The organism is Pseudomonas sp. DWRC2-2 (assembly GCF_049897885.1).
Classification (GTDB): domain Bacteria; phylum Pseudomonadota; class Gammaproteobacteria; order Pseudomonadales; family Pseudomonadaceae; genus Aquipseudomonas; species Aquipseudomonas azotoformans_A.
The window spans coordinates 108949-132860 of the sequence record NZ_JAFCXD010000003.1 but is presented as its reverse complement, the minus strand read 5'-3'; the positions used below and the strand labels follow the sequence as shown (position 1 = coordinate 132860).

18 protein-coding genes are annotated in these 23912 nt (G+C 60.8%); 13 read left to right on the top strand and 5 right to left on the bottom strand.

Translation table 11 applies throughout. The features are described from left to right. The first annotated feature begins 139 nt into the window (after positions 1–139). The 6 genes from ACP7EW_RS15865 (at position 140) to ACP7EW_RS15840 (ending at position 7914) form a co-directional block, all read left to right on the top strand. Positions 140–1117: a dipeptidase gene (locus ACP7EW_RS15865; RefSeq protein WP_005792153.1), complete on the top strand. Its 978-nt coding sequence runs from the start codon at positions 140–142 to the stop codon at positions 1115–1117. Positions 1118–1195: 78 nt separating this feature from the next. Then, positions 1196–1726, top strand: coding sequence for a DUF5943 domain-containing protein (locus ACP7EW_RS15860; RefSeq protein WP_033898043.1), 531 nt, complete (start codon positions 1196–1198; stop codon positions 1724–1726). Positions 1727–1741: 15 nt separating this feature from the next. Beyond that, positions 1742–3802 carry a dimethylglycine demethylation protein DgcA gene (dgcA, locus tag ACP7EW_RS15855; protein WP_426218255.1) on the top strand — a complete coding sequence of 687 codons (2061 nt, stop codon included), beginning with the start codon at positions 1742–1744 and terminating at the stop codon, positions 3800–3802. A 167-nt stretch (positions 3803–3969) separates the two neighbouring features. Beyond that, positions 3970–5913: a dimethylglycine demethylation protein DgcB gene (dgcB, locus tag ACP7EW_RS15850; RefSeq protein ID WP_426218253.1), complete on the top strand. Its 1944-nt coding sequence runs from the start codon at positions 3970–3972 to the stop codon at positions 5911–5913. Further along, on the top strand, positions 5913–7133 hold the full coding sequence (locus ACP7EW_RS15845; RefSeq protein ID WP_426218251.1) for an electron transfer flavoprotein subunit alpha/FixB family protein: 1221 nt from the start codon (positions 5913–5915) through the stop codon (positions 7131–7133). The genes dgcB and ACP7EW_RS15845 overlap by 1 nt, the downstream gene beginning before the upstream one ends. A gap of 10 nt (positions 7134–7143) precedes the next feature. Then, positions 7144–7914, top strand: coding sequence for an electron transfer flavoprotein subunit beta (locus ACP7EW_RS15840; protein ID WP_426218249.1), 771 nt, complete (start codon positions 7144–7146; stop codon positions 7912–7914). Positions 7915–8576: 662 nt separating this feature from the next. Here ACP7EW_RS15840 and gbcA read toward each other — a convergent pair. Next, entirely contained in the window at positions 8577–9872 is a 1296-nt protein-coding gene (gbcA, locus tag ACP7EW_RS15835; protein ID WP_038848868.1) for a glycine-betaine demethylase subunit GbcA, read from the bottom strand. A gap of 280 nt (positions 9873–10152) precedes the next feature. Here gbcA and gbcB point away from each other — a divergent pair, with 280 nt between their 5' ends. Next, entirely contained in the window at positions 10153–11253 is a 1101-nt protein-coding gene (gbcB, locus tag ACP7EW_RS15830; RefSeq protein WP_033898152.1) for a glycine-betaine demethylase subunit GbcB, read from the top strand. 3 nt (positions 11254–11256) lie between these two features. Here gbcB and ACP7EW_RS15825 read toward each other — a convergent pair whose 3' ends face one another. Both ACP7EW_RS15825 and ACP7EW_RS15820 read right to left on the bottom strand, forming a co-directional pair. Further along, complete coding sequence (locus ACP7EW_RS15825; protein WP_426218246.1) at positions 11257–12072, bottom strand: nitrilase family protein; 816 nt, start codon at positions 12070–12072, stop codon at positions 11257–11259. Then, positions 12069–13508: a purine-cytosine permease family protein gene (locus ACP7EW_RS15820; protein ID WP_426218849.1), complete on the bottom strand. Its 1440-nt coding sequence runs from the start codon at positions 13506–13508 to the stop codon at positions 12069–12071. The genes ACP7EW_RS15825 and ACP7EW_RS15820 overlap by 4 nt, the downstream gene beginning before the upstream one ends. A gap of 283 nt (positions 13509–13791) precedes the next feature. Here ACP7EW_RS15820 and ACP7EW_RS15815 point away from each other — a divergent pair, with 283 nt between their 5' ends. Beyond that, positions 13792–15609 (top strand): FAD-dependent oxidoreductase, encoded by a 1818-nt coding sequence (locus ACP7EW_RS15815; protein WP_426218847.1) that lies wholly within the window; start codon positions 13792–13794, stop codon positions 15607–15609. A gap of 60 nt (positions 15610–15669) precedes the next feature. On the opposite strand, the gene ACP7EW_RS15810 is transcribed toward ACP7EW_RS15815, so the two are convergent. Next, positions 15670–15867: a hypothetical protein gene (locus ACP7EW_RS15810; RefSeq protein WP_426218244.1), complete on the bottom strand. Its 198-nt coding sequence runs from the start codon at positions 15865–15867 to the stop codon at positions 15670–15672. Positions 15868–16043: 176 nt separating this feature from the next. Beyond that, complete coding sequence (locus ACP7EW_RS15805) at positions 16044–17084, bottom strand: threonine aldolase family protein (RefSeq protein ID WP_028618222.1); 1041 nt, start codon at positions 17082–17084, stop codon at positions 16044–16046. A 90-nt stretch (positions 17085–17174) separates the two neighbouring features. Here ACP7EW_RS15805 and ACP7EW_RS15800 point away from each other — a divergent pair, with 90 nt between their 5' ends. The 5 genes from ACP7EW_RS15800 (at position 17175) to ACP7EW_RS15780 (ending at position 23899) form a co-directional block, all read left to right on the top strand. Further along, the gene (locus tag ACP7EW_RS15800; RefSeq protein ID WP_426218242.1) at positions 17175–17903 is read left to right on the top strand and encodes a TraX family protein; all 729 of its coding nucleotides are present in this window, start codon (positions 17175–17177) and stop codon (positions 17901–17903) included. Positions 17904–18040: 137 nt separating this feature from the next. Continuing rightward, positions 18041–19294 (top strand): serine hydroxymethyltransferase, encoded by a 1254-nt coding sequence (gene glyA, locus ACP7EW_RS15795; protein ID WP_016977805.1) that lies wholly within the window; start codon positions 18041–18043, stop codon positions 19292–19294. A 22-nt stretch (positions 19295–19316) separates the two neighbouring features. Continuing rightward, positions 19317–20567, top strand: a complete 1251-nt coding sequence (locus tag ACP7EW_RS15790) for a sarcosine oxidase subunit beta (RefSeq protein WP_010207084.1) — start codon at positions 19317–19319, stop codon at positions 20565–20567. Between the two features lie 15 nt (positions 20568–20582). Then, on the top strand, positions 20583–20885 hold the full coding sequence (locus ACP7EW_RS15785; RefSeq protein ID WP_010207083.1) for a sarcosine oxidase subunit delta: 303 nt from the start codon (positions 20583–20585) through the stop codon (positions 20883–20885). After that, on the top strand, positions 20882–23899 hold the full coding sequence (locus ACP7EW_RS15780) for a sarcosine oxidase subunit alpha (protein WP_426218240.1): 3018 nt from the start codon (positions 20882–20884) through the stop codon (positions 23897–23899). Before ACP7EW_RS15785 ends, ACP7EW_RS15780 begins: the two co-directional genes overlap by 4 nt. Positions 23900–23912 lie beyond the last annotated feature (13 nt).

Sequence of the window (23912 nt, the reverse complement as noted above, 5' to 3'; positions counted from 1 at the left end):
ACAGCCTTTGTCGCGGATTGACGCTTTCGGCAATTCCCCTGTCGTTTTTGCACCCGGCTCTGTCGGCCCCTGGGCATATGCTGGCCCCAAAGCGCCGGCAGACGATTCGGCGCATGAATCGCCAATAAGGGGACGCCTGATGAGCCCAGCCGAATTGCACGCCGACAGCATCGTTATCGACGGGCTGATTATTGCCAAGTGGAACCGCGACCTGTTCGAGGACATGCGCAAAGGCGGCCTCACCGCTGCCAACTGCACCGTGTCGGTGTGGGAAGGGTTTCAGGCCACCATCAACAATATCGTGGCCAGCCAGACCCTGATCCGTGAAAACAGCGACCTGGTGATCCCGGTGAAAACCACCGCCGACATCCGCCGCGCCAAGGAGCAGGGCAAGACCGGCATCATCTTCGGCTTCCAGAACGCCCATGCCTTCGAAGACCAGCTTGGCTATGTCGAGATATTCAAGCAACTCGGCGTCGGTGTGGTGCAGATGTGCTACAACACCCAGAACCTGGTCGGCACCGGTTGCTACGAGCGTGATGGCGGCCTGTCGGGTTTTGGCCGTGAAATCGTCGCTGAGATGAACCGCGTCGGCATCATGTGCGACCTCTCACACGTCGGCTCCAAGACGTCCGAAGAAGTCATCCTCGAATCGAAAAAACCGGTGTGCTACTCCCACTGCCTGCCGTCCGGGCTCAAAGAGCACCCGCGCAACAAGTCCGATGAAGAACTCAAGTTCATTGCCGACCATGGCGGTTTTGTCGGCGTGACCATGTTCGCGCCGTTCCTGGCCAAAGGCATCGATTCGACCATCGACGACTACGCCGAAGCCATCGAATACACCATGAATATCGTTGGCGAAGACGCCATCGGCATCGGCACCGATTTCACCCAGGGTCATGGCCAGGATTTCTTCGAAATGCTGACCCATGACAAGGGCTACGCCCGCCGCTTGACCAGCTTCGGCAAGATCATCAACCCGCTGGGCATCCGCACCGTGGGCGAATTCCCCAACCTCACCGAGACCCTGCTCAAGCGCGGCCACCCTGAGCGCGTGGTACGCAAGATCATGGGCGAAAACTGGGTCAACGTCCTCAAGGACGTCTGGGGCGAATAAGCCACCGCCACCGCATCTTTTCCCCCCGGCCATTCGCGCCGGGGGCATCAACAAGAATTTTTCTGGAGTTAAGTTTCCATGGCCAAGATCGCCCCGCAATTGCCTATCGAAGTCGACAGCGAAACCGGTGTCTGGACCTCCGACGCCCTGCCGATGCTGTACGTGCCACGCCATTTCTTCGTCAACAACCACATTGGCATCGAAGAAGTGTTGGGCGCCGACGCCTACGCCGAAATCCTCTACAAGGCTGGCTACAAGTCTGCTTGGCACTGGTGTGAGAAAGAAGCTGAATGCCACGGCCTGGAAGGCGTCGCGGTGTTCGAGCACTACATGAAGCGCCTGTCGCAACGCGGTTGGGGCCTGTTCAAGATCCAGGATATCGACCTCGACAAGGGCACCTGCAGCGTCAAGCTGGAACACTCCGCGTTTGTGTACGTGTACGGCAAGGTCGGGCGTAAGGTGGACTACATGTTCACCGGCTGGTTTGCCGGCGCCATGGACCAGATCCTGCAAGCCCGCGGCAGCCAGATCCGCACTGTCGCCGAACAAGTCTACGGAGGCTCCGAAGAGGGCCACGATGACGGCCTGTTCACCGTCAAGCCGTTGTAAGCCGAGGACCGTGCCATGGCTTTCGAAGCAATGTTCCAGCCGATCCAGATCGGCAAACTGACCATCCGCAACCGCGTGCTCAGCACCGCCCACGCCGAGGTCTACGCGACCGACGGCGGCATGACCACCGACCGCTATGTGAAGTATTACGAAGAGAAAGCCAAGGGCGGTATCGGCCTGGCGATCTGCGGCGGTTCCTCGGTTGTGGCTATCGACAGCCCGCAGGAATGGTGGAGTTCGGTCAACCTGTCTACCGACCGCATCATCCCGCACTTCCAGAACCTGGCCGACGCCATGCACAAGCATGGCGCCAAGATCATGATCCAGATTACCCACATGGGCCGTCGCTCGCGTTGGGACGGCTTCAACTGGCCCACGCTGATGTCGCCGTCTGGCGTGCGTGAGCCGGTGCACCGTGCGACATGCAAGACCATCGAACCGGAAGAAATCTGGCGCGTGATCAGCAACTACGCCAGCGCCGCCAAACGCGCCAAGTCCGGTGGCCTGGACGGTGTGGAACTGTCTGCGGTGCACCAGCACATGATCGACCAGTTCTGGAGCCCGCGGGTCAACAAGCGTACCGACGAGTGGGGCGGCAGCTTCGAAGGCCGCATGAAGTTCGGCCTGGAAGTGCTGAAAGCCGTGCGCGCCGAAGTCGGTGACGACTTCTGCGTTGGCATGCGCCTGTGCGGTGATGAATTCCACCCGGACGGCTTGTCCCATGAGGACATGAAGCAGATCGCCAAGTACTACGACGACACCGGCATGCTGGATTTCATCGGTGTGGTGGGCTCGGGTTGCGACACGCACAACACCCTGGCCAACGTGATCCCGAACATGAGTTATCCACCGGAGCCGTTCCTGCACTTGGCCGCCGGTATCAAGGAAGTGGTCAAGGTCCCGGTGCTGCACGCGCAGAACATCAAGGACCCGAACCAGGCCACGCGCATTCTGGAAGGCGGTTATGTGGACATGGTCGGTATGACCCGTGCGCACATCGCCGACCCGCACCTGATCGCCAAGATCAAGATGGGCCAGATCGACCAGATCAAGCAGTGCGTCGGCGCCAACTACTGCATCGACCGCCAGTACCAAGGGCTGGATGTGCTGTGCATCCAGAACGCCGCGACCTCCCGTGAATACATGGGCGTGCCGCATATCATCGAAAAAACCACCGGCGTTAAACGCAAGGTTGTAGTGGTCGGTGCCGGCCCGGCCGGGATGGAGGCTGCACGCGTAGCGGCCGAGCGCGGCCATGACGTAACCCTGTTCGAAAAGAAAGAGTTTATTGGTGGGCAGATCACCACGGCGTCCAAGGCGCCGCAGCGTGACCAGATTGCCGGTATCACCCGTTGGTACCAACTGGAGCTGGCGCGGTTGAAGGTCGATCTGCGCCTGGGCGTGGCCGCTGATGCCGACACTATCCTGGACGTGCGTCCGGACGTAGTGGTGCTGGCGGTGGGTGGACATCCGAATGTGGAACAGAACGAACACTGGGGCGCGGCCGAAGGCCTGGTGGTGAGCAGCTGGGATGTGCTCGACGGCAAAGTCGCGCCGGGCAAGAACGTGCTGGTGTACGACACCATCTGCGAATTCACCGGCATGTCGGTGGCGGATTTCCTTGCGGACAAAGGCAGCCAGGTCGAGATCGTCACCGACGACATCAAGCCAGGCGTGGCCATCGGCGGTACGTCGTTCCCGACCTACTACCGCAGCATGTACCCGAAAGAAGTGATCATGACCGGCGACATGATGCTGGAAAAGGTCTACCGCGAAGGCGACAAGCTGGTGGCGGTGCTGGAGAACGAATACACCGGTGCCAAAGAGGAGCGGGTGGTGGACCAGGTGGTCGTCGAGAACGGCGTGCGTCCGGATGAAGCTATCTACTACGCACTCAAGGAAGGCTCGCGCAACAAGGGCCAGATCGACGTCGAAGCCTTGTTCGCGATCAAGCCGCAGCCGTGCCTGAGCGAGGCGGGTGATGGGTACTTGCTGTTCCGCATCGGTGACTGTGTGGCACAGCGTAATACCCACGCTGCGATCTATGACGCCCTGCGCTTGTGCAAGGATTTCTAGGCAACCACCGAACCACTGTGGAAACCGGTCAATGTGGGAGCCGGGCTTGCCCGCGATGCAGGCGACTCGGGCTTGAGTGACACCGAGTCGATGCCATCGCAGGCAAGCCAGCTCCCACATTGATCCGGTTCCCATGCAAGACCTGTGTGGTCTTTGGGAGCTTCACCATGTTGAACACCTTGCTGCCTATCCTGCTGTTCGCCGCCCTGGGCCTTGCCGTCCTCGGCGCCCTGCGCCGGGTGAACATGTGGCGCCGTGGCCGCGCGTCCAAGGTTGACCTTTTGGGCGGCCTGCTCGCCATGCCCAAACGCTACATGGTCGACCTGCACCACGTGGTCGCCCGCGACAAATACATCGCCAACACCCACGTCGCCACCGCGCTGGGTTTTGTGCTGTCGGCGTTGCTCGCCATTCTGGTCCACGGCTTCGGCCTGCAGAATCGCATCTTTGGTTACGCCTTGCTGCTGGCCTCGGTGCTGATGTTTGTCGGCGCCACCTTCGTTTACCTGCGCCGCCGCAATCCGCCTGCACGTCTTTCGAAAGGCCCCTGGATGCGCCTGCCGAAAAGCCTGATGGCGTTCTCGGTCAGTTTCTTCCTGGTGACCCTGCCGGTGGCCGGGATTCTGCCAGCGGATTTCGGCGGCTGGTTGCTTGCCGCGTTGCTCGGGGTGGGAGTGTTGTGGGGCGTATCCGAGATGTTCTTCGGCATGACCTGGGGCGGCCCGATGAAACACGCCTTCGCCGGTGCCTTGCACCTGGCCTGGCACCGTCGCGCCGAGCGCTTCGGCGGCGGCCGTTCCACCGGTTTGAAACCACTGGACCTCAGCGATAAATCCGCGCCGCTGGGCGTGGAGAAACCCAAGGATTTCACCTGGAACCAACTGCTGGGCTTCGACGCCTGCGTACAGTGCGGCAAGTGCGAAGCCGCATGCCCGGCCTTCGCCGCCGGCCAGCCGCTGAACCCGAAAAAGTTGATCCAGGACATGGTGGTCGGCCTGGCCGGTGGCACCGATGCCAAGTTCGCCGGCAGCCCGTATCCGGGCAAAGCCATCGGCGAACACAGCGGCAACCCGCATCAGCCGATCGTCAACGGCCTGGTGGACGCCGAGACCCTGTGGTCCTGCACCACCTGCCGCGCCTGTGTGGAAGAGTGCCCGATGATGATTGAGCACGTGGACGCCATCGTCGACATGCGCCGTCACCTCACCCTGGAAAAAGGCGCCACGCCGAACAAAGGCGCGGAAGTCCTGGAAAACCTGATCGCCACCGACAACCCCGGCGGTTTCGCACCGGGTGGTCGCCTGAACTGGGCGGCCGACCTGAACCTGCCGCTGCTCAGCGAAAAAGGCAGTGTCGACGTGCTGTTCTGGGTCGGCGATGGTGCCTTCGACATGCGTAACCAGCGTACCTTGCGCGCCTTCGTCAAAGTGCTCAAAGCCGCCAACGTCGACTTCGCCGTGTTGGGCCTGGAAGAGCGTGACAGCGGCGACGTGGCCCGTCGTCTGGGCGATGAAGCGACCTTCCAGTTGCTGGCTTCGCGCAATATCCAGACCCTGGCTAAATACAGCTTCAAGCGCATTGTCACCTGCGATCCGCACAGCTTCCATGTGCTAAAAAACGAGTATGGCGCCTTCAACGGCAACTATCGGGTACAACATCACAGCACCTTCATGGCCGAGCTGATCGGCGAGGGCGCGCTGAACCTGGGCCAGCACAAGGGCAACAGCGTGACCTACCACGACCCTTGTTACCTGGGCCGCTACAACGGCGAATACGAGGCGCCGCGCCAAGTGCTGCGCGCGCTGGGGATCGAGGTCAAGGAGATGCAACGCTCGGGCTTCCGTTCACGCTGCTGCGGGGGCGGGGGCGGTGCGCCGATTACCGACATTCCCGGCAAGCAACGTATTCCGGATATGCGCATGGAAGACATCCGCGAAACCGGCGCCGAGCTAGTGGCCGTGGGTTGTCCGCAGTGCACGGCGATGCTTGAGGGTGTGGTTGAGCCACGTCCGCTGATCAAGGACATCGCCGAACTGGTGGCCGACGCCTTGCTGGAAGACGCCGCACCGGCCAAAACCCCTATCAAGCGTGAACCTGCGGAGGTGCACTGATGAGCGACATTATCCGCCGCGATCCACGCGCCGAGTGGATCGCCCGCAACCGTCTGCACCCGCTGCATGCGGCTATGCAACCGGTGCAACACAGTTGGATGGGCCCCAATGGCGTCATCCGCAGGAACGTCCATGGTGTTGGCTTCATCGGCCCCAACGGCATCAAGCGTATCGACCGCAGCGGCGCCCAGCAGGGCGGCGCGGCCAAGCGTACAGCGGCAGTGGAAGTGCAGTTGCCGCTGCATCAGGTGGCGGCGCCTGCGTTCTACATCAACGTGGTGCCGGACATGGTCGGTGGCCGCTTGAGCAGCCACGACCGTGACTTGCTCGGCCTGGCCCGACAACTGGCGGGCAGCGACGGTGCGGTGCTGGCGGTGGTGTTTGGCGAACACAAGGAAGGAGCATTTGCTACCGCAGGCGTCGATCGCCTGCTGGTGCTGGAAGGGCACGAATTCGACGGTTATTCACCGGAACAACGGGTGCAAGGTTTGCGCGCTGTGGATAGCCAGTTCAATCCGCGTCACTGGTTGCTGCCTGACAGCCGCAGCGGTGGTGGCGAACTGGGCCGACGTTTTGCCGCCAGCCTCAAGGAACGCCCGGCCACGCGAGTCTGGCAGATCAAGGGTGACGAGTGCATCGGCCGCGCCGGTGCGGGCCAGGAAGACTTGGCTCGCCCGCAGCCACGCCTGATTCTGGCCGCCGCTGAATGCGCCGATCCTGTCAGTGAGACACGGCATGAAGTGCTCCCTGTGGAGTTATCCACAGCCCTGGCACGCAGCCTGCCGCGCATCGAAGACCTCGGTGCAGTGGCGGTGGATCCGGCGTCGATTCCCATGGCCGAAGCGGAATTCATTTTCTCTGGCGGCAACGGCGTGAAGGACTGGGCTCTGTTCCACCAGACCGCTGCGGCCCTGGGCGCCACCGAAGGCGCCTCGCGGGTGGCGGTGGACGATGGCTTCATGGCGCGTGATCGCCAGGTCGGCGCCAGCGGCACCTGGGTCACGGCGCGGGTCTACGTGGCCGTGGGTATTTCCGGGGCGATCCAGCACCTGCAAGGCATCGGTGCCTGCGACAAGGTGGTGGCGATCAACCTCGATCCTGGTTGCGACATGATCAAGCGGGCCGATCTCTCGGTCATTGGCGAAAGCGCCGCGATTCTGCACGCCTTGATCGCGGCGGTAGAGGCCTACCGCAACGGCGCCAAGCGCGATGCGGCTTGAGGATATGAGCATGAATACGAATGTTATCAGCCTGGTATCCATCGGCGCCCACCCGACCTCCGGTCGCCCGCGCCGCGCCGAGCAAGATGCGCGCGCAGTGGAATTGGGCCTGCAAATGGCTGGGGATAAGTTGCAGGTGCTGCATGCCGGCAACATTGCCGAGCCGACCCTGCGCAGCTACCTGGGCATGGGGTTGCCGCAGTTGCATGTGCTGGAGCAACCGGCGGGCAGCGATGCCTTGCCCGTGCTCAGCGAATACCTGCGCGACGCCGGTGCCCAGGTGGTGCTTGCCGGCAGCCAAGCCGAAACCGGTGAAGGCTCAGGCATGTTGCCGTACCTGCTGGCCGAGCAATTGGGCTGGCCGCTGATTGTCGGGTTGGCGCAGGTCGAGTCCATCGACGGCGGTGTGGCCCATGTACTGCAAGCCTTGCCACGCGGCCAGCGCCGACGCCTGAAGGTGCGCCTGCCGTTTCTGGCGACAGTGGATAACGCCGCGCCCAAGCCTCGGCAGAGTGCTTACGGCCCGGCGCAGCGCGGTGAGCTGGCGGCCCATGAAGTCGAAATCGTACAGGACGAGTTATTCACGGGCGCCGTGCTGCAACCGGCCAAGCCACGCCCCAAGCGCCTCAAGGTGATCAAGGCCAAGAGCGGTGCCGACCGCATGAAAGCCGCCACGGCCAAGGCCAGTGGTGGTGGCGGGCAAGTGCTCAAAGGCCTGAGCCCGGAAGCGGGCGCCGAAGCCATCCTTAAGCTGCTGGTTGAGGAAGGTGTGGTTCGCTGATCCTGAACAGGGAATGTGGCTTACCCACAATCCCTGTTGACCCGTCTGTGGATAACCTGTTCGCGGTTGTCCACACCCCCTGTGAATCAAGCCCTCCAGCCCTCTGTACGAAAAACAACCAAGCTAACTTGCGGTTTTTACTTGGGTTTTTCGCTGCTCCTGTGCATTTCTCCGGCCCGACTTGCCCCCATAGTCTGTTGGCGCTTCTGTGGATAACATGTTCGCTGTCGGCTGAAGCCCTTATTAATCAAGGCTTTCACCGGATTGATCAAAATGTGATCGATTTGGTTTTTTTACCGGCTAAAAACCCTGTAAACCCCGATTTGTGAAGGGTTGAGGTGGTTTTCCACAGCACTTTCCAAGTTGCCCCCAAAGTCTGTTGGTGCTTCTGTGGATAAGGTGTTCGCGTACCGCTACAGCCCATGTAAACCGTGGCTTATGATCGATTGGTCAATAAATGAACAAAGCCGAGCCAAACCGACTGGCTTGAATAAGTCACGGATTTTCTTCACTTAATTTCAGGAGGCAAGCGTAGTTGCCCACAATTGCTGTGGGTGGCTTTGTGGATAAGTTGTTGGGGAAAGGCTGGAGGGCAGGGGAATCAAGGGTTATCAGGGGGTTGGGTGTTTTTTGTACAGCCCAGCCCCCCGAAGATCAACAGGTTATTCGTGAACCGCAACGCCCTTGAGGTACGGCGCTGGAGCGGCCCCCAGGTTGCTCAACAGGCGCTCGCTGTACCAGTCCACGAAGTTCACCACGCCGAACTCATAAGTCTTGGAGTACGGGCCAGGCTGGTAGGCGGTGGAGTTGATGCCGCGCTGGTTCTCTTCGGCCAGGCGACGGTCCTGGTCGTTGGTGGCGTCCCACACCTGGCGCATGCGCTCCACGTCGTAGTCCACGCCTTCCACGGCGTCCTTGTGCACCAGCCATTTGGTGGTGACCATGGTTTCCTGGGCGCTGATTGGCCACACGGTGAACACAATGATGTGATCGCCCATGCAGTGGTTCCAGGAGTGCGGCAGGTGCAGGATGCGCATCGAACCTAGGTCCGGGTTTTTGATGCGGCCCATGAGCTTGGCGCAGCCTTGCTTGCCGTCGAGGGTCATCGACACGGTGCCCTTGAGCAGCGGCATGCGCACGATACGGTTGCGCAGGCCGAAACTGGCGTGAGCGTACGGGATTTTCTCGGCATCCCAGGCGGCGGCGGAGGCGGCCACGTGGTCCTTGAACGCCTGGTCGGCGCGCGGGTCGGTGACGTCGTCCCACTCCAGCAGGGTTTTCAGTAGTTCCGGGTGCGACGCGTTGCAGTGGTAGCACTCGCGGTTGTTTTCCAGCACCAGCTTCCAGTTGGCTTTCTCCATCAAGGTGGTGGTAATCGCCACCTTGGTGTTCTCCATGTCGTAGGGTTCCATGTAATGGTTCAGCGTCGACAGGAAGTCATCGATGGCCGGCGGGTTCTCGGCCAGGCTGATGAAGATGTAGCCACCGGCCGTCTTCACGTTGACCGGCTTGAGGCCGTACTGCTTCATGTCGAAGTCGGCGCCCATCTCGGTGCCGGCGAACAGCAGGCGGCCATCCAGTTCGTAGGTCCACTGGTGGTAATGGCAGACCAGTTTGGCGACCTTGCCCTTGTCGCTGGTGCACAAGCGCGAGCCACGGTGACGGCACACGTTGTGGAACGCGTGAACCACGCCTTCGGCGCCCCGGATCACGATGATCGGGTTTTTGCCGATTTGCAGGGTCAGGTAGTTGCCCTTGGCGGGGATTTCGCAGGTCATGCCGGCGATCAACCACTCTTTCTGGAAGATCTCCTGCATGTCGATATCAAACAGCCGCTCATCAGAGTAGAACGGCTGCGGCAGCGAGAAAGTGCGCTCGCGCTCTTGCAGCATTTGCGCGGTGGCCTTGCGTGCGGGTTCCAGCGGATCGCCCAAGCTTAAGGTTGCGGTGACGTCCATCGTGTGTGTCCTCATGGCCATTCTGTGTGGCCGAGATAAGTGGCTAATCAGGTTTGCAGCAAGGCGTAAAGAAAGCGTCTGTGTTGGGAGCGAGTGTGGGGCCGCCGATGCGCCGAACCTTATCCATGGGCGACATGGCCCAATCTGTTCCCGACGCGCAACCCTAGGTCGTTGGGGGCTGGTCGCGATAAGTATGTGAATGTCGCAGATAGGTAAATGGGTGGTTCTGGCGTTACGCAGAATCGCCACCATAAGGCCGATGTCGGCGGTGGAGAACAACATGTCCAATAATTTCCTGAATCCGGTAACCACCCAGACCTGGGCCAATGGTCGGCACATTGTCCGTTGCGTCAAAGTCATCCAGGAAACCTGGGACGTGCGCACCTTCTGTTTCATGGCCGACCAGCCGATCCTGTTCTTTTTCAAACCGGGGCAATTCGTCACCCTGGAGCTGGAAATCGAAGGCCAGCCGATCATGCGCTCCTACACCATTTCCAGCTCACCGTCGGTGCCTTACAGCTTCTCGGTGACCATCAAGCGTGTGCCGGGCGGCAAGGTGTCCAACTGGCTGCACGACACCCTTCATGAAGGGCAAGAGTTGGCGGTCCACGGGCCGGTGGGCTTGTTCAACGCCATCGACTTCCCGAGCCCGAAAGTGCTGTACCTCAGCGGCGGCGTGGGCATCACGCCAGTCATGTCCATGGCCCGCTGGTTCTACGACACCAACGCCAACGTCGACATGACGTTTATCCACAGCGCCCGTTCGCCCAAGGACATCATCTACCACCGCGAGCTGGAGCACATGGCGTCGCGGATCGACAACTTCAGCCTGCACCTGATCTGCGAGAAACACGGCTTGGGCGAGCCTTGGGCGGGGTATCGCGGTTACCTGAACCACAAGATGCTTGAACTGATGGTGCCGGACTTCCTGGAGCGCGAAGTGTTCTGCTGCGGCCCGACGCCGTACATGAACGCGGTGAAGCGCCTGCTGGAAGTGGCCGGTTTCGACATGACGCGTTATCACGAGGAATCCTTCGGCGCCACGCCGCCGGAAGCTCGTGCGGATGCAGTGGAGCAAGCCGAGCAGGCGGCCGACGCGCCGGAAATCGACCTGGCGGATCTGCACCAGGTGGAGTTTATTGCGTCGGGCAAAAGCATTCGCGTCGCCCCTGGGGAAACTGTGCATGCCGCGGCCGCCAAGCTTGGCCTGTTGATCCCGAAAGCCTGCGGCATGGGCATCTGCGGCACCTGCAAGGTGATGAAGCTAGGCGGCGAGGTGGAGATGGAGCACAACGGCGGCATCACTGAAGAAGATGAAGCCGAAGGCTACATCCTGTCGTGCTGCAGTGTGCCGAAGGGTGATGTGCGCATCGAATTCTGACGCTCAATACAGTTCTGGCCGGCGATCCTGATGCACGTGGTTGTGGGTGCTGATTGACTTGTTCCGGGCCTGTTCCAGGGGCAGGTCCGCTACCAGTTGCTGTTCCTCGTGATGTGAGGCTGCCCCGGCCAGCGGGTAGCCATCCGCATCGACAATGACCGAGCCGCCCACCCAATTGACGCCGCGTTCTTCGCCATGGCGGTCGCACGCCGCAATAAACAGGCGATTGACCGCCGCGTTGGCCTGGATCCTTACGATCTCAGCCGGCCGCTCACCCACAGGGCGCGGACCGTCCGGCCAGTTCACCGGGACGCAAAGCAGCTCCGCTTGTGCCAGTGCCGGCAGGCGCACCCATTCGGGCAGTTCCAGGTCGTAGCAGATCATCATGCCGATTCGCCCAATGGCGGTGTCGACCACCGGCGGGGGCGCATCACCGGGGGTGAAGATCAGTTTCTCGCGGTCCCACAGGTGGGCCTTGCGATACACCGTCAACCGTCCGGTGGGTTCGATCATCGCCGCACTGTTGGCGACACGTCCCTCGCTCAAGCGCTCGCAAAACCCTGCAACGACGATGATCCCAAGTTCACGCGCCAGGCCTTTCCACAGGCTCAATGTCGGGCCTTCGAGTGTTTCTGAGGCCGTGTGGGCTTCCTCGCGGTCGGTGAACGCGTAGCCACTCTGGATCAGTTCCGGCAGGACAATCAGTTGGGCCTTGAGGCTGGCCGCTCCGCGAATCGCGCGCTCGGTCAGCGCCCGGTTGTACTCGGCATCGCCGATACGCGGCGCCAGTTGATGGCAAACGACGCGCAGCTGTGTCACGACAGGTCTCCTTCCAGCACGCGCTCACTGGCTTGCATGGCCCGCGACTCGGCGGCGTGATCGAGTTGGCGGCTCATCACGCAGTAAATCACTGCTGAGACCAGCAAGCCGACGACAAACGCAATGTCGGCGCCGTCCAGCATCACACTGATCGGGCCTTGATAAAAACCCAGCGACATAAACGGAATCATTGCCGCCAGGCCGAGGAAATACGCAACCAACCCAGCACTCGACCAGCGGCCATAGATGCCGGCAGGATTGAAAATATCGCTGATGGCGTAGCGTCCTTGTCGCACGACGTAGAAGTCCGCGAGGTTGACGGCCGTCCAGGGCACCAGGAAATACAGCATCAAGAGCACGAAGGTGTTGAAGCTGCTCAGGTAGCTCTCAGGAATGCTCAAGGCGATCACGAAAATGACGGCGGCCACCAGGCTGATCCCGACGATGCGGCTCTTGATCCGGGGTTTGATCGGGACAAAACCGTCAATGGCGCTGATCCCGGTGAGCATCGCGCCATAACAGTTGACGGCCATGATGCCGACCAGCGCCGGCACTGCAATCAGTACGGTAAAGGTGCCAAACCCGGGCAACAGTTGGTTACCCACGGCCTGCACACTGCCGATGGCATCGGGCGAGGGCAGCGCCGAGGCGAGGAATGCCCCCAACGACATCAACCACAGCGCCGAGCCGGCAGCCCCCAGGTAGGTCCAGAGGATGACACTGCGCGACGGCGTGTTGTGGGGCAGGTAGCGCGAGTAGTCCGAGACATACACGGCGTAGCTGATCTGATAGCCCGCAGCGGCTGACAATTGGATCAGGAAAGCCGACCAGGAAAAATGCGCGTCGGTCACAGCTGAATCGGCTTGCAGGTGCAGCAAGGCCGCAACGGTCAGGACCGCGAACACGCTGATCATCACGTAGGTCAACCAGCGTTGCACGGTGTGCAGGAGGTCGTGGCCGATCACGGCAATGATCACGGCGAGGATGATCATCAACGCATACCAGGGCGCGCGGCTGCCGGGCAGCACGGTATTGATGGCGTCGGTGGCCAGGATCACGTTGAACACGTTGAAGCCGATGTACACGAAAACCACCGCGATAAACGGCACGATGGCGCCACGCAGGCCGAACTGGGCGCGCGACTGGATCATCTGCGGCAAGCCCATGCGCGGCCCCTGGTTGGCGTGGAACGCCATGGCAAACGTGCCCAGGCATACGCCGATCACAATCGCCAGGATCGCGTACACCAGGCTTAGCCCCAAGGCGGCGCCGGTAAACCCGGTGACCATGGTGGTGAGCACGAAGTTGCCGGTGAACCAGAACGGCGCCTGATGCCAGACCTTGCCGTGGCGTTCATTGCGCGGCACGTAGTCGATGGAGCGGGTTTCGATTTTCAGCGTGCTGGAAGGGGGAGCAGCCGATCGGTCAGAGGGCATGTTCATAGGTATCACGGTCTGTTTTTTATTGAGTGAGCTGTGCAGAGTCTTGTAAGCAAAAAAACAATTGAATCGGCATTCTCAAATAATCACTTTATGAATCTCTGAACTGAGTGCGCAAAACCCTCTGGAATAAGGTTTGCCTTACTGATGCACTTTTTATTTCCAAGGGATATAGAGACATTTCCTACGAGTGACTACGCTGATGAACACATTCGTCGTAGTCGCCCTTCGCAGTGAAGCAGTAGGTGGACGTTCTGTTTACATTCCAAGGATGATTGCCATGTCTGCTATTCCCTCCCGCAGTAAAGGCGCTGCGCGCTTGCTTGCCAACGATGTCACTGCATTGGTTCCTGACTTTCCTTTTCATTACCGCCGGTTCCTTGATACCGCCGTCAGTAACGGCACGCCGTTGGCGCAGGTTCCCAGCCTGGCGTATGGCAGCAAGGTGTTGATCGTCGGCGCAGGCGTCGCGGGAATGGTGGCGGCCTATGAAGCCATGCGCATGGGGTTGCACCCAGTGGTGGTGGAGGCCAGTGATCGTATCGGCGGGCGGCTGTATTCCTATGTGGCGGGTAATCCGCTGGATCCCGCTAACAGTGTGATCTGTGAAATGGGGGCGATGCGCTTTCCTATTTCCGGCAAGGCGTTGATGCACTATTTCGAGAAGGTCGGCATGACGGCCAACTCGGCGGATTTCCCTAACCCAGGCTCGGCGGCGACCCCCAGTACGGTGGTCGACTACCAGCAAACCCAGACCTATTACGAAGGCAATAACCTGCCGCCGGAATACGCTGAGATTGAGCGGCTGTTGTTCGAGGTGTTCCTTGAGCAGGACCCGATCAAGTTCACCGAAATGGAAGCGGCAATGTCCGAGGGCAGTATTGATCAGGCCAAGATCAAGACGTTGTGGAATGCCATTCTGGATGCGGGTTGGGACAACCTCAGTTTTTTTGCCGCGATGGTCGAGCAGGCGGGTTGGAGCCGCGAAGACATTGATCTGTTCGGACAGATCGGGTTCGGCACCGGCGGTTGGAACACCGACTATCCCAATTGCTTCCTGGAGGTGTTGCGAGTGCTGTATACCGGGCTGGATACCAACCATAAGTTGATGTTCGACGGTTCCAGCGAGTTGCCAGCGCGGTTATGGAGCCGCGCCCCGGATACCTTCGGTGACGCCATGGCGCACTGGCCTGCGGGCACCACTGTCCGAGACCTGACGACCCAAGTTATTGCCCTGCCTTTCAAGCAGGAGGTGCGGCAGATCATACGTCGCCCGGATGGCGAGTTCGATGTATGGATATATGACCATAATCAGGGAAACACCCTTCAGTACATCTTTCCTGCCGTGGTCTACACCCCTCACAAGCGGATCCTCGACAAATTCCGCTACATGGATGGTGCCGCCCGCTTCAATCAAATGAACGACCTGTTATCCGCAAAGGAATGGGAAGCGGTGATGTACACCCACTACATGCAATCCGCAAAAATCTTCGCGCAGACGAAACGGCCTTTCTGGACCGATGTGGAAGCAGATTTCCAACACAAGATGAGCGTGACCCTGTCGGATCGCATCACCCGTGGTACCTACCTGCTGGACTACAGCCAAAGCCCCGGGCCATACAGGGGGAGCGGTATGTTTTTGTCTTACACCTGGAATGACGACAGCCTCAAGTTCCTGGGGGATCGCAGTGCGCCGCTGCCGTCCCATGTGCAGGTGTGCACGAGCTTGCTGGACAGCGTGTATGCGCCTCATCAGTTGAATCTGGCGGCTGAGTTCGGCATGACCAACCCCTTTGTCGAAATCAATTGGGAGGAGCAGCCGTTTTTCCTGTGCGCGTTCAAAATGAATCTGCCGGGACAGTACGAGTACCAGCGCTTGCTGTTTTCTCTGTTCATGAATGGCGTGTCGACCCCAAATCTCGACAGGTTCATCCTTGCGGGCGATGACGTGTCTTGGACGGGAGGCTGGGCTGAGGGCGGGGTAACCACTGCATTGAACGCCGTACACAAACTGGCGTCGATTTTTGGAGGGGGGACATTTCTGGGTAATCCCGGTCCCATCGACGAGTGGTCTCGGCTGCAACCCAAGGCGTTGTGAATAATAAAGTGGATCAGTCCCGCGTCGCAGGTCATGAGTCTGCGGCGCGGGCCTTGGTGGTTAGCGGACGAAAAGGTTGATGAGGTAACCGCCGGACGCTGTCATTTCAAACTCTTTTCCAGAAACGGTAAAGGTTCTGGAGGGTTCGATGATGGTGTCGCCGACATTCGCCAGCTTCCTCAGATCGTCCAGGCCGACGAGCGTGGCGTTGACGTCGGCGCGCAGTTGCGAATCAGTGGTGTAGCATTGAATTTCCATGATGTTGCCCTCGATAGGATTTCCTTTTCCAGCCGACTATTCGGCAGGCAGTCAGCCCCGAAGTGACGCGTCCGTTTGTTCGGGGTGACGAGATCCTATCCAAGGCAGGGGGTAGATAGATACTGTCAGAAATACGTACAAACAGTCTCTGAAAAAGCGCTGAAAGCCCCGTGGTTTCAGGCCTCCATCACTTTCCGAATATCCGCCGCCAATTCTCTTACACGTTCTTCCTCGGTATCCCACGCACACATGAAGCGTGCGCCACCTTTGCCGATAAAGGTGTAGAAACGCCAGCCCTTGGCGGTCAACGCGGCAATCGCCGGTTCCGAGAGTTGCAGGAACACGCCGTTGGCCTGCACCGGGAACATCAACTCCACCCCGGGAATATCCGCCACCAGGCTGCTCAGCAGTTGTGCGCAGTGGTTGGCGTGACGGGCGTGTTTGAGCCAGGCGTCGTTTTCCAGCAGGCCTACCCAGGGGGCTGACAGGAAGCGCATTTTCGACGCCAGCTGGCCGGCTTGCTTGCAGCGGTAGTCAAAGTCTTCAGCCAGCTTGTGGTTGAAGAACAGGATCGCTTCGCCCACGGCCATGCCGTTCTTGGTGCCGCCAAAGCACAGCACGTCCACCCCGGCTTTCCAGGTCAGGTCCGCCGGTGAGCAGCCGAGGAATGCGCAGGCGTTGGAGAAGCGCGCGCCGTCCATGTGCAGGTTCAGCCCCAACTCTTTGCAAGTCACGCTGATGGCGCGGATTTCATCCGGGGTGTACACGCTGCCGACTTCGGTGGCCTGGGTCAGGGTGACCACGCGCGGCTTGGGGTAGTGGATGTCCTGGCGCTTGAGGGCGATCTCGCGGATCGACTCCGGGGTCAGCTTGCCGTTTTCGGTGCGAGCGGTGAGCAGCTTGGAACCGTTGGAGAAAAACTCCGGCGCGCCGCATTCGTCGGTTTCGACGTGGGCGGTTTCCGAGCAAATCACGCTATGGTAGCTCTGGCACAACGAGGACAGCGCCAGGGAGTTGGCGGCGGTGCCGTTGAAGGCGAAGAACACTTCGCAGTCGGTTTCGAACAGGTTGCGGAAACCGTCGGCGGCGCGGTGGGTCCATTCATCATCGCCGTAGGCGCGCTGATGGCCTTGGTTGGCTTGTTCCATGGCGGCCCAGGCTTCCGGGCAGATGCCCGAATAGTTGTCACTGGCGAATTGTTGGCTCTTGTCGGTCATGGCCCATTCCTGTGGTCGATGTTGGTGCGCACTGTAACCAAGATTGTCGCGAGTGCGCACGCACTGTAAATGCAAAGTCACTGGGGAATTATGCACGGTACTGGAACCCTGCCTGTCGGACGTGTCCGTGATGGCGCTTTGGATCTGCTCAAGTGGCTGGCGCTGTTGAGCATGGTGCTCGATCACCTTCGCTATGTCGGTTTGAGCCTGGACGGCCTGTACGTGCCGGGGCGCCTGGCGTTTCCGTGGTTTTGCCTGGCGATTGCGGCGAACCTGCACCGGGTCAGGAGTGCGCCCGTGACCGGCCAATGGCGCTACCTGGGCTGGCTGTTACTGTTCAGCGTGATCAGCGAAGTGCCGTACCGACTGTTTATCGAGGACGCCGATACGTTGAACGTGTTGCCGACCTTGGCGCTGGGCCTGCTGGTTGCCCGAGGATGGCAGCAGAAGGCGCTTTTTGATCGAGGATTGGCGTTGATTGCCCTCATGATCGCGGCGGTGTTTTCCGCGCAGCTGATGTTCGGTTTTTTCGGCGTATTACTGCCACTGGCGACGCTGCTGGTATTCCGTCGCCCCTGGTATTTCAGCGTATTGCCGGGCTTGATCTGTGTGGCGGCCAATCAATGGCAGGTTCTGCTCAATAGCGGCACCCCCGTAGCGTTGGTCGGATTGGCCGCTTGCCTGATTGCGCCAATGCTTGGCCTGGTCCTCTTGCGACACGCTCAAAACGCCTCGCCACCGGCCATGCGCCGCTGGGCGTATGCCCTCTATCCCGCGCATTTCCTGCTACTGCTGGCTTTGCGCCACAGCCTTGCCTGAGTCGCTGAATTCATTCCATGTCGTAAACGCACCTTTGCGTGGCGTGCGTAGGCATTTGACCTGCTGACGCCAGCCCTACCATCGCATCAAAGGGCCCTGCACGGGCCTCAACAATACGAAAGGCTGGGAGAGACGCGATGTTCAGCAAACAAGACCAGATCCAGGGATATGACGACGCACTGCTGGCGGCCATGAATGCCGAGGAGCAGCGCCAGGAAGATCATATCGAGCTGATCGCGTCAGAGAACTACACCAGCAAACGCGTGATGGAAGCCCAAGGCAGCGGTCTCACCAATAAATACGCCGAAGGCTACCCAGGCAAGCGCTACTACGGTGGCTGCGAGCACGTGGATAAAGTCGAGGCCCTGGCCATCGAGCGCGCCAAGCAACTGTTCGGTGCCGATTACGCCAACGTGCAGCCGCACTCCGGTTCGTCCGCCAACAGCGCCGTGTACCTGGCCCTGCTGCAAGCCGGCGACACTATCCTGGGCATGAGCCTGGCCCACGGCGGTCACTTGACCCACGGCGCCAAAGTGTCTTCCTCGGGCAAGCTGTACAACGCGGTGCAATACGGCATCAACACTGACACCGGCCTGATCGACTACGACGAAGTCGAGCGCTTGGCCGTGGAGCACAAGCCGAAAATGGTCGTGGCTGGTTTTTCCGCCTACTCCAAGACTCTGGATTTCCCGCGTTTCCGTCAGATCGCCGACAAAGTGGGTGCGCTGCTGTTCGTCGACATGGCCCACGTCGCTGGCCTGGTAGCCGCTGGCCTGTACCCGAACCCGCTGCCGTACGCCGACGTGGTCACCACCACCACCCACAAGACCCTGCGTGGTCCACGGGGCGGTCTGATCCTGGCCAAGTCCAACGAAGAGATTGAAAAGAAACTCAACGCCGCCGTATTCCCTGGCGCCCAGGGCGGCCCGCTGATGCACGTCATCGCCGGCAAGGCTGTGTGCTTCAAGGAAGCGCTGGAGCCAGGCTTCAAGGCCTATCAGCAACAAGTGATCGACAACGCCCAGGCCATGGCCGAGGTGTTTATCAAGCGCGGCTACGATGTCGTGTCCGGCGGTACCGATAACCACCTGTTCCTGGTCAGCCTGATCCGTCAGGGCCTCACCGGCAAAGAGGCGGATGCTGCCCTGGGTCGCGCCCACATTACCGTCAACAAGAACGCCGTGCCGAATGACCCGCAGTCGCCCTTCGTGACCTCGGGCCTGCGCATCGGCACCCCGGCGGTGACCACGCGTGGTTTCAAAGTGCCGCAGTGCATCGAACTGGCCGGCTGGATCTGCGACATCCTCGACAACCTCGGCGACGCCGATGTCGAGGCCAACGTGGCCAAGCACGTGTCTGCCCTGTGCGCTGATTTCCCGGTTTATCGCTGAGCGCGGTTTTGGAGTAATGACTATGCAACGCTACTCGGGCTTCGGCCTCTTCAAGCACTCACTCAGCCACCACGAAAACTGGCAGAAAATGTGGCGCACGCCGACCCCTAAAAAGGTGTACGACGTGGTCATCGTCGGCGGCGGCGGGCATGGTCTGGCGACCGCCTATTACCTGGCCAAGGAACACGGCATCACCAACGTGGCCGTGGTCGAGAAAGGCTGGCTGGGCGGCGGCAACACTGCGCGCAACACCACCATCGTGCGTTCCAACTACCTGTGGGACGAGTCGGCGCACCTGTACGAACACGCGATGAAACTGTGGGAAGGCCTGTCCCAGGACCTGAACTACAACGTGATGTTCTCTCAGCGTGGCGTCTACAACCTGTGCCACACCCTGCAAGACATCCGTGATTCCGAGCGCCGCGTGAGTGCCAACCGCCTCAATGGCGTGGACGGCGAACTGCTCAACGCCAAGCAAGTGGCCGACGAGATCCCGTACCTCGACTGCTCCAAGAACACCCGCTATCCGGTGCTCGGCGCCACCGTGCAACGGCGCGGCGGCGTGGCCCGTCACGATGCCGTGGCCTGGGGCTTTGCCCGCGCCGCCGACGCACTGGGCGTGGATTTGATCCAGCAGACCGAAGTGATCGGCTTTCGCAAGGAAAACGGTGTGTGCATCGGTGTGGAAACCAACAAAGGCTTTATCGGCGCCAAACGCGTCGGTGTGGTCACCGCCGGTAACTCCGGGCACATGGCCTCGCTGGCGGGCTTTCGCCTGCCGATCGAATCCCACCCGCTGCAAGCGTTGGTGTCGGAGCCGATCAAGCCGATTATCGACAGCGTGATCATGTCCAACGCCGTACACGGTTACATCAGCCAATCCGACAAGGGCGACCTGGTGATCGGCGCCGGTATCGACGGCTACAACGGCTACGGCCAGCGCGGCTCTTACCCGGTGATCGAACACACCATCCAGGCCATCGTCGAGATGTTCCCGGTGCTGTCGCGCGTGCGCATGAACCGTCAGTGGGGCGGCATCGTCGACACCACGCCGGATGCCTGCCCGATCATCTCCAAGACTCCAGTGCCGAACATGTTCTTCAACTGCGGTTGGGGCACCGGTGGTTTTAAAGCGACTCCGGGCTCAGGCAACGTGTTTGCCGCCAGCCTCGCCAAGGGTGAAATGCACCCGTTGGCCGCACCTTTCTCCATCGACCGTTTCCACAACGGTGCGTTGATCGACGAACACGGCGCTGCGGCCGTCGCCCACTAACAGGAGAAATTTCCTATGTTGCATATCTTCTGTCCTCACTGTGGCGAACTGCGCTCCGAAGAGGAATTCCATGCGTCCGGCCAAGCGCACATCCCGCGCCCGCTGGACCCGAATGCCTGCACCGATGAAGAGTGGGGCGACTACATGTTCTTCCGCGACAACCCCCGTGGTCTGCACCACGAACTGTGGATCCACGCCGCCGGTTGCCGCCAGTACTTCAACGCGACCCGCGACACCCTGACCTACGAAATTCTTGAAACCTACAAGATCGGTGAGAAGCCACAATTCACCGCCAAGGCCTCTGGAGAGAAGGTATGAGCCAGACCAATCGCCTGTCCAACGGTGGCCGGATCGACCGTAATAAAGTCCTGACCTTCAGCTTCAACGGCCAGACCTACAAAGGCTTTGAAGGCGACACATTGGCCGCAGCGCTGCTGGCCAACGGCGTCGACATCATCGGCCGCAGCTTCAAGTACTCGCGGCCTCGCGGCATCTTCGCCGCCGGTGCCGAAGAGCCGAACGCGGTGCTGCAGATCGGTGCCACCGAAGCCACCCAGATTCCTAACGTGCGCGCCACGCAACAGGCGCTGTACCAAGGCCTGGTCGCCACCAGCACCAACGGCTGGCCGAACGTCAACAATGACGTGATGGGCATTCTCGGCAAGGTTGGCGGCAAGCTGATGCCGCCGGGTTTCTACTACAAAACCTTCATGTACCCGCAATCGTTCTGGATGACGTACGAGAAGTACATCCGTAAGGCCGCTGGCCTTGGTCGCTCGCCGACCGAAAACGATCCGGACACCTATGACAACTTCAACCGTCACTGCGACGTGCTGGTGGTCGGCGCGGGCCCTGCGGGTCTGGCCGCCGCACTGGCCGCCGCACGCAGCGGTGCCCGCGTGATCATCGCCGATGAGCAGGAAGAGTTCGGCGGTTCGCTGCTCGATTCGCGCGAAAGCCTCGACGGCAAGCCGGCGGCGGAATGGGTTGCCAGTGTCATTGCTGAATTGAGGGCCCTGCCAGACGTGGTGTTGCTGCCTCGCGCCACCGTCAACGGTTATCACGACCATAACTTCCTGACCATTCACGAACGCCTCACCGACCACCTGGGTGACCGTGCGCCGATTGGTGTGGTGCGCCAACGCATCCACCGTGTGCGCGCCAAGCGTGTGGTGCTGGCGACCGGTGCGTGCGAGCGTCCACTGGTCTACGGCAACAACGACGTGCCGGGCAATATGCTGGCCGGTGCGGTTTCGACCTACGTGCGTCGCTACGGCGTGGCACCAGGCAAGAAACTGGTGCTGTCGACCAACAACGATCACGCCTATCGCGTTGCACTGGACTGGCTCGACGCCGGCCTGCAAGTGGTCGCCGTGGCCGATGTGCGCCACAACCCACGCGGCGCGCTGGTGGAAGAAGCCCGCGCCAAGGGTATTCGTATCCTCACCGGCAGCGCCGTGATCGAAGCCCGTGGCAGCAAGCACGTCACTGCCGCCCGCGTGGCTGCAATTGACGTCAAAGCGCATAAAGTCACCAGCCCAGGCGAATGGCTGGATTGCGACCTGGTGGCCAGCTCCGGTGGCTACAGCCCGGTGGTCCACTTGGCTTCGCACCTGGGCGGCAAGCCGACCTGGCGTGAAGACATCCTCGGTTTTGTACCGGGCGAAGCACCGCAAAAACGCGTGTGCGTCGGTGGCATCAATGGCGTCTACGGTCTTGGTGATTCTCTGGCGGACGGTTTTGAGGGCGGCGTGCGTGCAGCCAGCGAAGCCGGTTTTGCGCCAGTCGAAGGCACCCTGCCAAAAGCCTTGAGCCGCTTGGAAGAGCCGACGCTGGCCGTGTACCAAGTCCCGCATGACAAGCCAACCGCACGGGCGCCGAAGCAATTCGTCGACCTGCAAAACGACGTGACCGCTGCCGCCATCGAACTGGCGACCCGTGAAGGGTTCGAGTCGGTGGAGCACGTCAAGCGCTACACCGCGTTGGGTTTCGGCACCGACCAAGGCAAGTTGGGTAACGTCAACGGCCTGGCCATTGCCGCTCGTTCACTGAACGTGACCATCCCGCAGATGGGCACCACCATGTTCCGCCCGAACTACACGCCGGTCACGTTCGGCGCCGTCGCCGGTCGTCACTGTGGGCACATCTTCGAGCCGGTGCGCTACACCGCGCTGCAAGCCTGGCACGTGAAGAACGGCGCCGAGTTTGAAGACGTCGGCCAGTGGAAACGTCCGTGGTACTTCCCACGCAACGGTGAAGACCTGCATGCCGCGGTGAAACGCGAATGCCTGGCCGTGCGCGACAGCGTCGGCCTGCTGGATGCGTCGACCCTCGGCAAGATCGACATCCAGGGCCCGGACGCGCGCGAATTCCTCAACCGCATCTACTCCAACGCCTGGACCAAGCTCGACGTGGGCAAGGCGCGCTACGGCCTGATGTGCAAGGAAGACGGCATGGTCTTCGATGACGGCGTGACCGCCTGCCTCGCCGACAACCACTTCCTGATGACCACCACCACCGGCGGCGCGGCCCGCGTGCTGCAGTGGCTGGAAATCTACCAACAGACCGAGTGGCCAGACTTCAAGGTGTACTTCACCTCGGTCACCGACCACTGGGCCACCATGACCCTGTCCGGCCCCAACAGCCGCAAGCTGTTGGCGGAAGTGACTGATATCGACCTGGACAAGGACGGCTTCCCGTTCATGACCTGGAAGGAAGGCTTGGTCGGCGGCGTACCGGCTCGGGTGTTCCGGATCTCGTTTACCGGTGAGCTGTCGTACGAAGTCAACGTGCAGGCCGACTACGCCATGGGCGTGCTGGAAAAAATCGTCGACGCCGGCAAGAAGTACAACCTGACCCCGTACGGCACCGAAACCATGCACGTACTGCGGGCGGAGAAGGGCTTCATCATCGTCGGCCAGGACACCGACGGCTCGATGACCCCCGACGACCTGAACATGGGTTGGTGCGTCGGCCGTACCAAACCGTTCTCGTGGATCGGCTGGCGCGGCATGAACCGTGAAGACTGCGTGCGCGAAGAGCGTAAGCAACTGGTGGGCTTGAAACCGATCGATCCGAATGTGTGGCTGCCGGAAGGCGCGCAGTTGGTGTTCGATCCGAAGCAGACGATTCCGATGAAGATGGTCGGCCACGTCACCTCAAGCTATGCGCACAACTCCCTGGGCTATTCGTTCGCCATGGGCGTGGTGAAGGGCGGCTTGAAGCGTATTGGTGAGCGGGTGTTCTCGCCGCAGGCGGATGGCAGCGTGATTGAGGCGGAGATTGTTTCCTCGGTGTTCTTTGATCCGAAAGGCGATCGCCAGAACATCTGATGGACCGAGTTGC

What these genes read in the sequence shown, in the direction of transcription:
- ACP7EW_RS15815 (WP_426218847.1), top strand. Translation starts at nt 13,792, where the DNA reads ATGTCTGCTATTCCCTCCCGCAGTAAAGGCGCTGCGCGCTTGCTTGCC.
- ACP7EW_RS15800 (WP_426218242.1), top strand. Translation starts at nt 17,175, where the DNA reads ATGCACGGTACTGGAACCCTGCCTGTCGGACGTGTCCGTGATGGCGCT.
- gbcB (WP_033898152.1), top strand. Translation starts at nt 10,153, where the DNA reads ATGTCCAATAATTTCCTGAATCCGGTAACCACCCAGACCTGGGCCAAT.
- dgcA (WP_426218255.1), top strand. Translation starts at nt 1,742, where the DNA reads ATGGCTTTCGAAGCAATGTTCCAGCCGATCCAGATCGGCAAACTGACC.
- ACP7EW_RS15805 (WP_028618222.1), bottom strand. Translation starts at nt 17,084, where the DNA reads ATGACCGACAAGAGCCAACAATTCGCCAGTGACAACTATTCGGGCATC.
- dgcB (WP_426218253.1), top strand. Translation starts at nt 3,970, where the DNA reads ATGTTGAACACCTTGCTGCCTATCCTGCTGTTCGCCGCCCTGGGCCTT.
- glyA (WP_016977805.1), top strand. Translation starts at nt 18,041, where the DNA reads ATGTTCAGCAAACAAGACCAGATCCAGGGATATGACGACGCACTGCTG.
- ACP7EW_RS15780 (WP_426218240.1), top strand. Translation starts at nt 20,882, where the DNA reads ATGAGCCAGACCAATCGCCTGTCCAACGGTGGCCGGATCGACCGTAAT.
- ACP7EW_RS15785 (WP_010207083.1), top strand. Translation starts at nt 20,583, where the DNA reads ATGTTGCATATCTTCTGTCCTCACTGTGGCGAACTGCGCTCCGAAGAG.
- ACP7EW_RS15840 (WP_426218249.1), top strand. Translation starts at nt 7,144, where the DNA reads ATGAATACGAATGTTATCAGCCTGGTATCCATCGGCGCCCACCCGACC.
- ACP7EW_RS15790 (WP_010207084.1), top strand. Translation starts at nt 19,317, where the DNA reads ATGCAACGCTACTCGGGCTTCGGCCTCTTCAAGCACTCACTCAGCCAC.
- gbcA (WP_038848868.1), bottom strand. Translation starts at nt 9,872, where the DNA reads ATGGACGTCACCGCAACCTTAAGCTTGGGCGATCCGCTGGAACCCGCA.
- ACP7EW_RS15845 (WP_426218251.1), top strand. Translation starts at nt 5,913, where the DNA reads ATGAGCGACATTATCCGCCGCGATCCACGCGCCGAGTGGATCGCCCGC.
- ACP7EW_RS15820 (WP_426218849.1), bottom strand. Translation starts at nt 13,508, where the DNA reads ATGCCCTCTGACCGATCGGCTGCTCCCCCTTCCAGCACGCTGAAAATC.
- ACP7EW_RS15865 (WP_005792153.1), top strand. Translation starts at nt 140, where the DNA reads ATGAGCCCAGCCGAATTGCACGCCGACAGCATCGTTATCGACGGGCTG.
- ACP7EW_RS15860 (WP_033898043.1), top strand. Translation starts at nt 1,196, where the DNA reads ATGGCCAAGATCGCCCCGCAATTGCCTATCGAAGTCGACAGCGAAACC.
- ACP7EW_RS15810 (WP_426218244.1), bottom strand. Translation starts at nt 15,867, where the DNA reads ATGGAAATTCAATGCTACACCACTGATTCGCAACTGCGCGCCGACGTC.